The 13271-nt window shown below is 41.6% G+C and carries 14 protein-coding genes; 6 read left to right on the forward strand and 8 right to left on the reverse strand.

The genetic code is table 11. The features are described 5' to 3' along the window. Position 1: 1 nt before the first annotated feature. The 6 genes from BEGALDRAFT_RS19545 to soxZ all read left to right on the forward strand — a co-directional run bounded on the left by BEGALDRAFT_RS19545 (position 2) and on the right by soxZ (position 4299). Positions 2–607, forward strand: a complete 606-nt coding sequence (locus tag BEGALDRAFT_RS19545; protein WP_002690113.1) for an Rpn family recombination-promoting nuclease/putative transposase — start codon at positions 2–4, stop codon at positions 605–607. Then, complete coding sequence (locus BEGALDRAFT_RS19550) at positions 585–1046, forward strand: RpnC/YadD family protein (RefSeq protein WP_002690114.1); 462 nt, start codon at positions 585–587, stop codon at positions 1044–1046. The genes BEGALDRAFT_RS19545 and BEGALDRAFT_RS19550 overlap by 23 nt, the downstream gene beginning before the upstream one ends. Before the next feature lie 119 nt (positions 1047–1165). Beyond that, on the forward strand, positions 1166–1492 hold the full coding sequence (locus BEGALDRAFT_RS11390) for a FliH/SctL family protein (protein WP_002690116.1): 327 nt from the start codon (positions 1166–1168) through the stop codon (positions 1490–1492). Beyond that, on the forward strand, positions 1482–3275 hold the full coding sequence (locus BEGALDRAFT_RS11395) for a cytochrome c peroxidase (protein WP_002690117.1): 1794 nt from the start codon (positions 1482–1484) through the stop codon (positions 3273–3275). Before BEGALDRAFT_RS11390 ends, BEGALDRAFT_RS11395 begins: the two co-directional genes overlap by 11 nt. Before the next feature lie 218 nt (positions 3276–3493). After that, positions 3494–3961, forward strand: coding sequence for a thiosulfate oxidation carrier protein SoxY (gene soxY, locus BEGALDRAFT_RS11400; protein WP_002690118.1), 468 nt, complete (start codon positions 3494–3496; stop codon positions 3959–3961). Positions 3962–3984: 23 nt separating this feature from the next. Then, positions 3985–4299 (forward strand): thiosulfate oxidation carrier complex protein SoxZ, encoded by a 315-nt coding sequence (gene soxZ, locus BEGALDRAFT_RS11405; RefSeq protein WP_002690119.1) that lies wholly within the window; start codon positions 3985–3987, stop codon positions 4297–4299. 95 nt (positions 4300–4394) lie between these two features. Here the strand turns inward: soxZ and BEGALDRAFT_RS11410 are convergent, their stop codons facing one another. From BEGALDRAFT_RS11410 to BEGALDRAFT_RS11445, 8 genes are all read right to left on the reverse strand, one after another. Then, positions 4395–5324 carry an electron transfer flavoprotein subunit alpha/FixB family protein gene (locus BEGALDRAFT_RS11410; RefSeq protein ID WP_002690120.1) on the reverse strand — a complete coding sequence of 310 codons (930 nt, stop codon included), beginning with the start codon at positions 5322–5324 and terminating at the stop codon, positions 4395–4397. After that, complete coding sequence (locus BEGALDRAFT_RS11415) at positions 5325–6074, reverse strand: electron transfer flavoprotein subunit beta/FixA family protein (protein ID WP_002690121.1); 750 nt, start codon at positions 6072–6074, stop codon at positions 5325–5327. Positions 6075–6251: 177 nt separating this feature from the next. Further along, complete coding sequence (locus BEGALDRAFT_RS11420) at positions 6252–6926, reverse strand: ComF family protein (RefSeq protein ID WP_002690122.1); 675 nt, start codon at positions 6924–6926, stop codon at positions 6252–6254. Between the two features lie 70 nt (positions 6927–6996). Then, positions 6997–9669: a calcium-translocating P-type ATPase, PMCA-type gene (locus BEGALDRAFT_RS11425; RefSeq protein ID WP_002690123.1), complete on the reverse strand. Its 2673-nt coding sequence runs from the start codon at positions 9667–9669 to the stop codon at positions 6997–6999. A gap of 171 nt (positions 9670–9840) precedes the next feature. Next, positions 9841–10536, reverse strand: coding sequence for a phosphate regulon transcriptional regulator PhoB (phoB, locus tag BEGALDRAFT_RS11430; RefSeq protein WP_002690124.1), 696 nt, complete (start codon positions 10534–10536; stop codon positions 9841–9843). Positions 10537–10576: 40 nt separating this feature from the next. After that, positions 10577–11392, reverse strand: a complete 816-nt coding sequence (gene mutM, locus BEGALDRAFT_RS11435) for a bifunctional DNA-formamidopyrimidine glycosylase/DNA-(apurinic or apyrimidinic site) lyase (protein ID WP_002690125.1) — start codon at positions 11390–11392, stop codon at positions 10577–10579. A 3-nt stretch (positions 11393–11395) separates the two neighbouring features. Continuing rightward, positions 11396–12421 carry a DUF2157 domain-containing protein gene (locus BEGALDRAFT_RS11440; RefSeq protein ID WP_002690126.1) on the reverse strand — a complete coding sequence of 342 codons (1026 nt, stop codon included), beginning with the start codon at positions 12419–12421 and terminating at the stop codon, positions 11396–11398. Positions 12422–12588: 167 nt separating this feature from the next. Next, on the reverse strand, positions 12589–13233 hold the full coding sequence (locus tag BEGALDRAFT_RS11445) for a class I SAM-dependent methyltransferase (protein ID WP_002690127.1): 645 nt from the start codon (positions 13231–13233) through the stop codon (positions 12589–12591). Between the last annotated feature and the right edge of the window lie 38 nt (positions 13234–13271).

The following is a 13271-nucleotide window of genomic DNA, read 5'->3' on the forward strand; positions in this document are numbered from 1 at the left end:
CATGCAAACCCTTCACGACCGAGGCTACAAAAAGCTCTTTTCCAATAAAACCTTTTTCCGCCAACTCCTACAAACCTTCGTCCCAGAACCTTGGGTTCAAGAAATTGACTTTGAAACCGCTGAACGTCTCGATAAATCTTTCATCTCTGAACACTACAAAGAAACCGAAAGCGATTTAATTTACAAAGTTAAATTTAAAGAACAAGAAGCCTATATTTATGTGCTCTTAGAATTTCAATCATCCGTTGTATGGTTCATGGCGTTGCGCGTTCTGCACTACCTCTGTAGCTTCTGGCTAGACTATGCAGAAACTCGTCCCAAAGTAAAAAAACTCCCGCCGATTTTTCCTGTTGTTTTATACAATGGCGAAGAGAAATGGAATAAGCCCACCCGATTACGAGAAATTTTAGAAGAACCTGACTTATTAAAAGGCTATACCCCTGATTTCCGTTTTTTCAAAATCGCTGAAAATGAATATAGTCAAGAACAACTACTACAAATCAAAAATCTGGTTTCAACGCTATTCCTCGCAGAAACCTACCCCAACGATATAGAACTACTCATTACACAAGTACTAAACTTATTTGAAACTGAACAACAAGACTGAACAACAAGAAGGCGTTTCGTTATTAGCCAATTGGTTTGCACAATTAATGCTACACGGACGACGTTCAGCAGAAGACTACCAAAGTTTAGAACAGGTCTATCACGATAAATATGAGGCAAAAGCCATGTTAGATAATGCGATTCAACAAATACGGCAACAGGAAAGAGCTGTAGGCAGAGCCGAAGGACTGGAAGAAGGGATTTTTAAGGGAAGAATAGAAGGACTCGAAGAGGGGATTTTCAAGGGGAGAGTGGAAGGTAAAGCAGAAGGCAAAGCCGAAGCCTTAATCGTGCTATTAGAAAACCGTTTCTCGCCCTTGATGACGGAAGAAAAAGAACGCCTGTTTCAACTCAGCGATGAGAAATTAATAGCTTTATTGGTCAAATTCTACAGCATTGAGAATATCAGCGCATTTTGGCGAGAAATTGAAACTCATTAAGTAATTTCTTTCTAAAGTGAAAAACTCCCGCCGATTTTTCCCATCGTCTTATACAATGGCAAGCAGAAGACTACCAAAGTTTAGAACAGGTCTATCACGATAAATATGAGGCAAAAGCCATGTTAGATAATGCGATTCAACAAATACGGCAACAGGAAAGAGCTGTAGGCAGAGCCGAAGGTAAAGCTGAAGGACTGGAAGAAGGGATTTTCAAGGGAAGAATAGAAGGACTCGAAGAGGGGATTTTCAAGGGGAGAGTGGAAGGTAAAGCGGAAGGCAAAGCCGAAGCCTTAATCGTGTTGTTAGAAAACCGTTTCGCGCCCTTGATGGTGGAAGAAAAAGAACGCCTGTTTCAACTCAGCGATGAGAAATTAATAGCTTTATTGGTCAAATTCTACAGTATTGAGAATATCAGCGCATTTTGGCGGGAAATTGATGCGCATTAATAATAAAACAATCCGTATTTTTTTTATCGCCCTCTTTTACGGGTTTTCTGTTTGTAGTTATGCACAAAAATCCGTTTATGCTCTGCCTGAGCCTGCTAGTTATCAATTGCCTGTGATTAAATCAGCTCCAGATGGCGAAGTCTTAACCGCTTTGGGCGACACAACCGCGTTGCATGATGTTTTTGCGCAAAAAGTTATTTTACTGAGTTTTATGTACACCCTCTGCAATGATGTCAATGGTTGCCCACTTGCGTTTGCAACCCTGCATAAAATTCACGCGCAAATGCAGAAAAATCCTAAGTTAGCAGCTAATTTACGCTTGCTCACCTTAAGTTTTGACCCCTTGCATGATACCCCTGAAATTATGCGTTTATATGCAGGTGGCGATATTGCAAAAGAAGCAAATTGGCAATTTTTAACCACCGCCTCTTTAGATAAATTACGTCCTATTTTAAATGGTTACGGACAAACTATTTTACAAGATTATGATGAAAATGGTCGTTTTATAGGGACTTATACCCATGTTTTAAAAGTTTTTTTAATTGACCGTCAACAACAAATTCGCAATATTTACAGTGTTTCTTTTTTAAACCCTGATTTATTATTAAATGATGTTAAAACTTTATTATTAGAAGAACAAAATATTATTGCTAATACAGAAGATAACCGCTACGTTTCTGCTAATACGGCGATTGTTCAGCCCAAACTTGATTTACTTGCTCTTGCGCAAAACCCACCGTTAGGTTTACCGCCTTTGCCTGTTCCTGCGGAGAATCCTTTAACCCGTGAAAAAATTGAATTGGGACGTAAGTTATTTTATGACCGTCGTTTGTCATTAAATAACACCATGTCTTGCGGCATGTGTCATATACCAGAACAAGGCTTTACCGCAAATGAATTAAAAACAGCAGTTGGTGTAGAGGGGCGCACCGTGCGCCGTAATTCGCCCACTTTATACAATGTTGCTTATTTACAAAGCCTTTTCCATGATGGGCGCGAAACCCAATTAGAAACGCAGGCGTTTTCGCCCTTATTGGCACAGAATGAAATGGCAAACCCTGCTATTGGTTTTTTATTAAATAAAATAAATCAGTTACCTGATTATAAAAAATTATTCACTCAAGCCTTTGCAGGTCGTCCCGCAACAATAGAAACCTTAGGACAAGCCCTTGCCAGTTATCAACGCACGCTGTTATCTGCCAATTCTCCCTTTGACCGTTGGTATTTTGCTAAACAACAAGATGCATTGTCGGCAGAGGCACAACAAGGATTTCAATTGTTTACAGGAAAAGCGGGTTGTAGCCAATGTCATGTTATTGCAAAAGATTATGCATTATTTACTGACCAGCAATTACACGATACGGGTTTAGGCTGGTTTAACAGTATGCGAAAACCATTAGAAAAACAAAAAATTCAGGTTGCGCCAATGGTTTTTATTGAAGTAGAACAATCTGTTTTACAACAAGTGAGCGAAAAAGTACCAAATGATTTAGGACGTTATGAAGTTACCCAGAATCCTGCTGACCGCTGGCACTATCGCACGCCATCCTTACGTAATGTCGCATTAACCGCACCGTATATGCATGATGGGTCTTTTAGCACATTGACAGAAGTGGTTGCGTTTTATAATCAAGGCGGTTATCCACATGAATTTAGCAGCCCCCTGATTCGCCCTTTACAATTAAATATGATAGAGCAACAAGCCTTAGTCCATTTTTTAGAAAGTTTGACAGGGGATAATGTGGCAGAATTGGCAGCAGATGGGATGAACGTGCCACGCTAACAGAATGAATTTACCAACATTCTGACTGGCTATAATCAGTTATTCTTAGCTTAGAAAAAAACAGACGGTTTGAAATTCAAAGTAACTATGATATACCTTAACAAATTCGTTTCCTGAGCATAGACATTGTTACGGATAGACAATTAATAACCATTTGGTCAGTCTATTACCCTGAATGGTAAGCCTGTTATTGACCAACTTATTTGGAGGATAGCCTTATGGCAAATCGTAGAACCTTTTTACAAGGCTCGTTAGCAAGCGGTGTCGCGCTCGTCGGTGCAAGCGTCCTCCCGCAATCTAGTATGGCGGAATGGTCTGCGGAGATAAAACCCGCGTTTGCGAGTAAAGACCCTGATGAAGTGATTAAGACTTTATATAAAAGTTCTGACGTCACAGAAAGTGCTGATATTGAGGTAAAAGCCCCCGAAATTGCTGAAAACGGTGCCGTTGTACCTGTACAAGTGACCATTAAACTGCCTAATCCGCAATCATTAACACTAATTGTGCCAAAAAATCCCGTGCCTTTAGTCGCTAAGTTCATGTTAAATGCCGATTTAGATGGCTTTATTTCTACACGGATTAAAATGGGTGGAACAAGCGACGTTATTGCAATCGTAGAAGCAGATGGCAAACTTTTTTCTGCGAAGAAAGAAGTCAAAGTGACTATCGGCGGATGTGGTGGCTAATTACACAAGGGGAATTTGTTAAGATGTCTAGCATACGCATTCAAGCGAAATTAAAAGATGGTATCACCGAAATTAAGGCTTTGATTAGCCATCCAATGGAAACAGGTTCACGTAAAGATAAAGAAACAGGGCAATTAGTCCCCGCACATTTTATCGATTCATTGGTGTGTGAACACAATGGCAAAGTGGTGATGGATGCTATTTGGAGCGCGGGAATTTCTCAAAATCCTTATTGCGCATTCAATCTGAAAAATGCCAAAGAAGGCGATACGATTAAGTTGACGTGGAAGGATAATCTGGGCAATACCGATAGTTCTGAAACGCAAGTAAAAGCGTAATCACTTGCACAACAAAAACGGATACCACAGTTAAATTTGTGATATCCGTTTAATTTTATTGGATTCTAAAGCAAGCTAAAAATCTTTTACGATTGTTATAACGCTTTCTCCAATTCAGGTAATACCGTAAATAAATCGCCGACTAAACCATAATCCGCAATTTGAAAAATCGGGGCTTCTTCATCTTTATTAATCGCCACAATCACCTTACTGTCTTTCATTCCCGCTAAGTGTTGAATCGCGCCAGAAATACCAACGGCAATATATAAATCAGGGGCGACGACTTTCCCTGTTTGTCCGACTTGATAATCATTCGGCACAAAACCCGCGTCGACAGCAGCACGTGATGCCCCAATTGCCGCGTTTAATTTATCCGCAATTTTTTCTAGTAATTGGAAATTATCCCCGCTTGCCATGCCTCGCCCACCAGAAATGACCACACGTGCACTGGTTAATTCGGGGCGTTCAGATTTGCTTAAAGTTTGTGTCACAAATTGTGACTTGCCACTGTCTGCGACCGCGCTCATGTTTTCAATCGGTGCAAGAGCACTGCCTGTGCTAGCAGCTTCAAAGTTGGTAATACGAACCGTAATGACTTTAATCGCATCTTTAGATTGTACGGTTGCTAAAACGTTACCCGCATAAATCGGACGAACAAAGGTATCAGCACTAACAACAGCACTGATTTCAGAGAGTTGTGCAACGTCTAATAAAGCCGCAACGCGAGGCATGACATTTTTCCCGAACGTTGTCGCTGCCGCGAATAAATGGCTGTAATTCTTTGCAATACTTAAAATTAAATCTGCCACATTTTCCGCTAGAGAATGCGCATATTGTGGCGCGTCGACGTGTAAGACTTTGCTAACGCCTGCAACACCTGCGACGGTTTGAGCAACCGCTTGGGCATTATGTCCAGCGACTAAAACGTGAATATCGTTACCGACTAAACTAGCGGCTTTTACCGTGTTTAAGGTGCTGGGTTTTAAGCTATTATTATCATGTTCGGCAATAACGAGAATAGACATTTAGATAACCTTTGCTTCGTTTTTGAGTTTATTAACCAGTTCTTGCACATCCGCGACTTTAATTCCCGCTTTACGCCCTGCGGGTTCTTGGACTTTTAATGTCACTAAACGCGGGGTGACATCTACGCCTAATTGTTCAGGGGTTGATATATCTAATGGTTTTTTCTTTGCCTTCATAATATTAGGCAATTTTACATAGCGCGGTTCATTTAAGCGTAAATCCGTCGTAACAATGGCGGGTAAGGTTAACTTTAAGGTTTCTAAACCGCCATCGACTTCACGCACAACTTCGAGATTATCACCTTGTACCGTCACTTTAGAGGCAAAAGTCCCTTGTGCCCAGCCTAATAATGCCGCGAGCATTTGCCCTGTTTGATTCGCATCATCATCAATCGCTTGTTTGCCTAAAATCACTAATTGCGGTTGTTCTTTTTCAACAACGGCTTTTAAAAGTTTTGCAACGGCTAGGGGTTGCAATTCGGTATTACTTTCAACTAAAACCGCACGGTCTCCCCCCATAGCTAAGGCAGTCCGTAAAACCTCTTGGCATTGAGAAACGCCCAAAGAGACAAAAACGACTTCTTTAGCAATGCCAGCCTCTTGTAAGCGAACCGCTTCCTCAACGGCGATTTCATCAAATGGATTCATCGACATTTTGACGTTGGCAATATCAACATCAGAACCGTCCGCTTTTGCGCGTATTTTTACGTTGTAATCAACGACACGTTTAACAGCTACTAATACTTTCATTGGTGGATAACCTTGTAGTTTGACGGGTTAAACAGAACTTTGAAAAATAAGAAAAAGCAGTTTTCTATTAATTTTACTATCATTTGTAAGATGTTAGCTCTAAAATTTCTGCACATAAGTTTACGTTTACGTTAAGAGCAATGCAAGTTTATTTTTTACGATTTATGGTTAAACGATTTAAGCTTTTGCACAACACCAGACATCAACTTGTTTTATGCCTGCTCGGCGTAATTCGTGCGCTAATTCTTTTACAGTTGAACCTGTTGTAACGACATCGTCGATAAGGCACACCCGTTGCCACTGCGGGCGGGTATATAGCACGCTAAATGCATCTTTTAAATTTTCACGACGTAAATGAGCCGATAAGCGAGTTTGTGGAGACGTATTTTTATGCCGAATGCAAGCGACATCGTCATAAGGAATTTTTGTTAAAAAGCTCACTTGTTTAGCTAATTCAACCGCTTGATTATAGCCTCGTGTTCTTAAACGTTGCGGATGTAAAGGGATTGGAATTAAGACATCAGGCGGATTATTCAACAACATACAGCGAGCCATCCATTGTCCTAAAAAATGTAACACCGCTAAATTATTGTGAAATTTCGCTGCTTGAATTAATTTCGTAGTTGGATAAGTATAAGCAAACGCTGCTTGTAAGCGTTGATAGGGCGGCGGATGGCGTAAACAGTGACCGCAGACTTGATGCGGTGTTGTAAGATGTGCCCCGCAACGTAAACAAGCCTGTTCTGTACGGGCTAAAGCCTGTAAACAACTTGCACAAATCGCTTGCTCGTTCTCTGTGCCACAGAGAAAACAACTTTGCGGTAGAAACCAGTTAAGAAAAGCCTGATACATCCTTGCTTATCTCTTAAATTAACAACGGATACCACCGCTTTAAGCAAGGATATCCGTCGAGCTTGTTTAATTATCCTGCATAAATCACAGGATTTCCGCCTAATCGATTACGGATAAACTTACGGCACAAATCGACGGGAATCAAAATAGCAGAAAAGGCAATAACATAAAGCCATTCTGTCATACTTAAACCCACCGTGCGCATAATATCACCGCCAAAATGTACCATGAGCATTTGAATGGTGAAAATAAAGGCAATAATCGGTAAAAAGAAAGTATTTTGCAGAATATTTTCAAACAAATTTAATCCCTGCGTCCGCGCATTAAACGTATTAAACACCTGCAAAAATACAAAAAACGCAAAAAATGCACTTAAAAAGACCGCTCGCGCTTCTTCACTCCCTACTTCATATCCTCCTGTAAATAAAGATTTTGTGATAGGACTGGTTAAAAACCAAATGCTTGCCATCGTCGCAATAAAACCATTCACTAAAACCGCCATCGCCATATCACGATTAATAATCGGCTCATTTTTTGGAATCGGTGGCTCTAACATATAACGACTTAAAGCCGCTTCACCCGCTAATGCCAAGCCTGCCAACGTATCCATAATAATGTTTAACCACAATAACTGCGTCATGGTTAAAGGCAATTCAAACCCCACAAACGGCGCGAAAAACGCAACCAAAACGGCGGATAAACTCACGGTTAATTGAAAAACTAAAAATTTTCGAATCGATTTAAACAATGTCCGCCCATACAACACCGCTTTCGTCAACGACACGAAATTATCATCAAGTATCACAATATCGCTAGATTCCTTCGTCATCTCCGTTCCGCTACCCATCGCAAAACCCACATCGGCATTTTTCACCGCTGGCGCATCGTTCACCCCATCGCCTGTCATCCCCACAACCCAATTTAACGACTTCGCAATACGCACTAACCGACTTTTATCCGTGGGAAATGCCCGCGACACAACACGCAAATGAGGCAACCGCTCGGCTAATTCAGCATCTGATAACGTTTGTAATTCACTAGAACTTAATACTAATGCCTGCACATCATCCTCCAATAAACCCACATCACGAGCGATTGCCTGCGCGGTTTCCTTAGCATCCCCCGTAATCATCACCACCTGAATACCTGCTTTTTTCGCTTCTTTCACCGCATGATAAGACGTTTCGCGCAATGCATCACGCAAACCAAAAACGCCTAACAAAGTTAAACGCTTCGGCAAACTTTTATCCGCAGGAATCGGCTCAGTCGTCACAGCAACCGCTAACAACCGCATTGCCCGCGCTGATAACGCTTGCATCGCCGTTTGCAACGCGACTTTATCCTTCCACGTTAAAGGATTCCCCTCTTTATCTAAACAATCCGTACAATGTGCCAGCAAAATATCAGGCGCACCTTTCACCAAAGTCAACGACATCGACGGACTTTCAACCTGCACCGCTGAAAACTTACGCCCACTATTAAACGGCACACGCTCCACAACCGTTAATTCATCCTGCTGAACTAACTCAGTTTGCACAAAACGCAATAACGCCTGTTCGGTACGGTCAGCCCCGACAAAAGCAGGATGTGCGGGGTCATGCATATCAATCACCGCACTCGTATTATTCCGCAAGGCAAACCCTAACATCTTACCCAAACGGCTAGGCATCTCTGCAAACTGCTGAAAAGCCTCGCCTTGCCCTAACAACACCGTTTCAACCACTAAACGCCCTTGTGTCAATGTTCCCGTTTTATCCGTAAACAACACCGTTAAACTGCCAGCAGTTTCAATCCCCAACAATTTACGCACTAACACCTTAACTGATAACAATTTTTTCATATTAATCGCTAAAACCATCGCAATCATCATCGGCAACCCCTCAGGCACAGCAACGACAATCACAATGATAGATAAAATTAATGCGGTAAAAATATCATGAAAAATAATGCCTAACGGCTGTTGAAAATAAGCACTAATCCCAGCTTCATGCGTTAAAAAAATCTGATTTAACATAAAAGCCAGAAAAATAAACCCCGCACCAAAATAGGCAACATGCGCGATTTGCTTACCTAATAAACCCAATTTTTCCTGTAACGGCGACAACCTATCGACGGCTGTTCCCAACTCATGCATTGTTTTACCATAAAGCGTTTGCGCCCCAACAGCTAAAACATGCATCACCGCTTCCCCATCGACAATTAAACCTGCTCTAAATACTTGCTTTTCTGCATCGTCCAACGCTGTTGCGCGTTTTTGCAAGGTTTCCGACTCACCTGTTAAAGCTGCCTCATCGACATCGAGATGACCAGCCACTAACACACCATCAGCGGGAATCGTATCGCCAGATTGCAAAAAGACATAATCCCCAACGACTAACTCATCAATTGGTAAGTGCATTAACCGTTTTTGACGAAAGACTTTCACTTGAATTCGGGAAGATTCTTCTAATAACTGCCGAAACCGCCCCTCATTACTATGCTCAGACCATGTCGCAATAAACGTCGCTAAAATCACCGCAATCGCAATTCCAACGCCCTCATACCATTCAGCGTACCCCAAGCCCGCTAAAATCAAGGTAATGCTTAACGCTATCAATAAAATAATAATGATAGGGTCTTGAAAATTAGCGAAGAGTTTTTCCCAGAATGTTTCACTCGCTTGTGTTGCGACGGCATTAGAACCATGTAATTGACGTGACTCAATCACCGCTTGTTCATTCAATCCTTCAACATTAAATTGCATACAGCACCTTTAAAGTTTTCAATGGGAATATTTTAGAAAGCGTTTGTACTTTATGGATAAATTAGCATAAAAAAAGCGCAGACGTATTAATACGAATCTGCGCTTTTTATGAGAGTTAAGTATTATAAGTGTTAAGTATTAAAGGTATGTTCTAAAAAATAGGTATTACAATTACTCCTTCGTCGAAAACCGATAGCCCACACCGCGTACAGTTTGAATTAAATAATCATAGTTATGGTCAGCTAAGGCTTTGCGTAAACGGCGAATATGAACATCAACTGTTCTTTCTTCAATGTAAACATTTCCCCCCCAAACTTGGTCTAATACTTGGCTACGGCTGTAAACCCGTTCAGGGTGACGCATGAAGAAATAAAGTAAGCGAAATTCTGTCGGACCCATTTGAACCTCTTGCCCTGCAATCATCACGCGGTGTTCATTGGGGTCTAGGCGTAATTCATTAACCGCGAGTTGTTCACCTTCAGAATGGGTCGAGGCACGACGAAGAACCGCTTTAATACGGGCAACGAGTTCACGGGGGGAAAAGGGTTTTGTCACATAGTCATCTGCGCCAACTTCTAAGCCACGAATTTTGTCGCTTTCTTCACCGCGTGCGGTCAGCATGATGATAGGGATTTCTTGGGTTTGAGGCTCTTTTTTTAGTTGACGCGCAAATTCTATTCCACTGACTTTATTGGGTAACATCCAGTCTAATAAAATCAGTTTGGGGAGTTGGTTAAAAATTAGGGTCTGTGCTTGACGGACATCAGCAGCCTCTGTAACCGTAAACCCCGCTTTACTCAAGGCAAGGTTTAACATTTCCCGAATCGGGGCTTCATCTTCAACAATTAGTATGGGTTGCTCTGACATTTTGGTGATTACACAGGTAAGTAAATAAAAAAGTGTTCGTTTAGGATTGACATTGAGGACAGTAGTAGGTCGCCCGTTGTCCTAATACCATGCGTTCAATCGGTGTTCCACAGTTTAGGCAGGGTAAGCCTGCACGGTCATAAACGCGCAAGGTTTGGCTAAAATAGCCTGGTTCGCCTTGGGTGTTGACGAAGTCGCGTAGGGTTGTCCCGCCCATCGCAATGGCAGCGGTCAGCACGTCGCGGATGGTGTTTGCGAGTGTTTGATAATGGGTTAAGTCAATGTCACCTGCTGCACGGTTTGGGTGTATGCCTGCTAAAAACAGGGATTCACTCGCATAAATATTGCCTACCCCTACCACTATATGACTATTCATGATGAAGGTTTTAACAGCTTGTTGTTTTTTTTGAGCTTGTTGATGTAAATATTCGCCTGTAAATTCGTTTTCTAAGGGTTCAACGCCTAACACGCTTAATAATGGGTGTTGTTGTGCTGGTTCGTTTGTCCAGAGAACACAGCCAAAACGGCGCGGGTCGTGGTAGCGCAAACATTGTTGATTATCAAATTGAATTAATACGTGGTCATGTTTTTTTAATGCGGTATCAGGGCTGACAATGCGTAAACTGCCTGACATGCCTAAATGAATAATTAAATGTCCTGTTGGGTAGGTAAAGAGTAGGTATTTACCACGCCGTTGAATTTGTTGCAGAGTTTGCCCTTGGAGTTGTTCGGCAAGGTCGGCAGGAACAGCCCAACGCAAGCGCGGTTCACGCACGTCGACGGTGGTAACGCTGTGCCCTTCTAGGTGTTGCGCAATCCCTCGGCGCGTGGTTTCTACTTCTGGTAATTCAGGCATGATTTATATGGTTGTGCGTTGTGATGGGAGTAATGATTTTAACGAAATAGGGAGATTTTCTTGTATTTTATGCCCGATGACGCTGGCGTAGCGTTGGTATTGCACGCCTAAATAAATCACGCCAAGACCAATAAAGGTGAGCACAAAGGGAAATAGAATAGAGTCGGCAAATACTTTGTAAGATAAATGTCCCACATAAATCAATACACCTAACGCGCCAAAAATCACAAATACTTTTCGTTGTAATAATACGGATAGGATTAGCAAGCTAAGATTAACAATCAGGTATATAACACGCTGTTCTTGCGAACTATCCATTAAAATCAGGGTTAAGCTGACCCAAAAGGCTAACATGCCAAAGAGATAGCCCCAAAAGGCATAATCAGCGCGGGTGCGTCGGTCAACCAGATAGCTACCGAGTAACATCATGATGCCAAAATAAAGCGTTATCATCCGTTCTATTTGCCAGCTTAAGGCATTATCTCCTGCCAGTAAGGTCGGAATAAGGTCTATAGATAGAAACCAACAGGCAACGGCTATCGGGGCTGTTAAGAAGGGAAAGGCAACAAATTTCAGCATAATTACGCCGACAATAATTGTTCCTACTGCCATCCAAATATCAACTTCATTGAGTAAAAAAGTATCGTATCCGTGCTGTGTTAAGAATTGGTATAAGCCAAAAATTGCCAGTGGTGTCATGCAAACCGCAAGGGTAAAGAGTAACCCGCCTGCGACTTGTTGTTGTGGATTACGCCAGCAAACTCGCCCAAATAAGATAAAGAGTAGAGCGTATAAAACCGCAATGCCAATAATGCCTATACTGCCAAATAATGCCCATGCTTGTGAGAGAAACCACGCCATTGCACAGAGCACTAAAAACGCGCCGAGATAATAGGCGATGTTTGCAAAAGTAAATTGTGGTTGTAATTGCGGTCGGCTAGTTAAAAATTGCCATAAATTATCCGCTTGTCGCGCATCAATAATGCCTTGTCGAACTGCTTCTGTAATATCTTGTTGAGAAATTTGCATTATTAAAGACCTAAATTTGTTGTTAAAAATGGTTAGGTCTAAGCGTAACAAGGAACTATCAGAACCACAATTTATCCTTATTTCCTTCCGTTTTTCAGCACAAAGGACAACATAGCGTTTTTTTCTATGTCGTCCTTGTTTATAGTATTGTAACTATTTTAAAAAATTTACTTTTTCTTAAAGCAGGCTAAAAACGCATAATGTCCGCCCAGCCCGCGCGTAGTCAGTGTTCCTTGCCCTTGTTTCTCCATGTTTTCTAAATAGGGCAATAAATCAGGGGGATAATGTACCCCGAATAAATCTAACCAACGGGTTAATACATATTGAAACCAACGCGGGAGGTCACGCTGATCAGAAAAATCGACGATATGTAATTCGCCCCCGACTTTTAAATTTTGCAAAGCAGCTTGTAGGGCTTGTTGCCACGGTGGAATCATAGATAACGCATAAGAAAAAAAGATTTTGTCAAACGGTTTATTTAAATGAAATAACTGGTTGTAATTTAATTCTTCTGCTAGGGCTTGGGTTAAATGAATATGATTTGCATAAGGGCTTTTTGCCACTTTTTGCTGGGCGGTGATAAGCATCTCGTTTGAGGCATCTAAACCGTAGAATTGGGCTTTAGGATAACGATTAGCAAGTAGCAATAAATTCCGTGCTGTACCGCAGCCCATTTCTAACACGGTTTCGCCTGCCTGTACGGGCATTTCACGAATAAGCGTATCACGTCCAAATAAATAGTATTTGCGAGTAATATCATAAATATATCGCTGATAACGATACATATGATCCATTGCTTGTACTTGATCCATCGATTTATCCTTCCTCAGAATTTAGGAGTAAGCGGAAG

Origin of the sequence: Beggiatoa alba B18LD, from assembly GCF_000245015.1 — a bacterium.
Lineage (GTDB): Bacteria > Pseudomonadota > Gammaproteobacteria > Beggiatoales > Beggiatoaceae > Beggiatoa > Beggiatoa alba.

What these genes read in the sequence shown, in the direction of transcription:
- BEGALDRAFT_RS11440 (WP_002690126.1), bottom strand. Translation starts at nt 12,421, where the DNA reads ATGCAAATTTCTCAACAAGATATTACAGAAGCAGTTCGACAAGGCATT.
- BEGALDRAFT_RS11410 (WP_002690120.1), bottom strand. Translation starts at nt 5,324, where the DNA reads ATGTCTATTCTCGTTATTGCCGAACATGATAATAATAGCTTAAAACCC.
- BEGALDRAFT_RS11415 (WP_002690121.1), bottom strand. Translation starts at nt 6,074, where the DNA reads ATGAAAGTATTAGTAGCTGTTAAACGTGTCGTTGATTACAACGTAAAA.
- BEGALDRAFT_RS11390 (WP_002690116.1), top strand. Translation starts at nt 1,166, where the DNA reads ATGTTAGATAATGCGATTCAACAAATACGGCAACAGGAAAGAGCTGTA.
- BEGALDRAFT_RS11425 (WP_002690123.1), bottom strand. Translation starts at nt 9,669, where the DNA reads ATGCAATTTAATGTTGAAGGATTGAATGAACAAGCGGTGATTGAGTCA.
- BEGALDRAFT_RS19545 (WP_002690113.1), top strand. Translation starts at nt 2, where the DNA reads ATGCAAACCCTTCACGACCGAGGCTACAAAAAGCTCTTTTCCAATAAA.
- soxY (WP_002690118.1), top strand. Translation starts at nt 3,494, where the DNA reads ATGGCAAATCGTAGAACCTTTTTACAAGGCTCGTTAGCAAGCGGTGTC.
- BEGALDRAFT_RS11420 (WP_002690122.1), bottom strand. Translation starts at nt 6,926, where the DNA reads ATGTATCAGGCTTTTCTTAACTGGTTTCTACCGCAAAGTTGTTTTCTC.
- soxZ (WP_002690119.1), top strand. Translation starts at nt 3,985, where the DNA reads ATGTCTAGCATACGCATTCAAGCGAAATTAAAAGATGGTATCACCGAA.
- mutM (WP_002690125.1), bottom strand. Translation starts at nt 11,392, where the DNA reads ATGCCTGAATTACCAGAAGTAGAAACCACGCGCCGAGGGATTGCGCAA.
- BEGALDRAFT_RS11445 (WP_002690127.1), bottom strand. Translation starts at nt 13,233, where the DNA reads ATGGATCAAGTACAAGCAATGGATCATATGTATCGTTATCAGCGATAT.
- BEGALDRAFT_RS11395 (WP_002690117.1), top strand. Translation starts at nt 1,482, where the DNA reads ATGCGCATTAATAATAAAACAATCCGTATTTTTTTTATCGCCCTCTTT.
- phoB (WP_002690124.1), bottom strand. Translation starts at nt 10,536, where the DNA reads ATGTCAGAGCAACCCATACTAATTGTTGAAGATGAAGCCCCGATTCGG.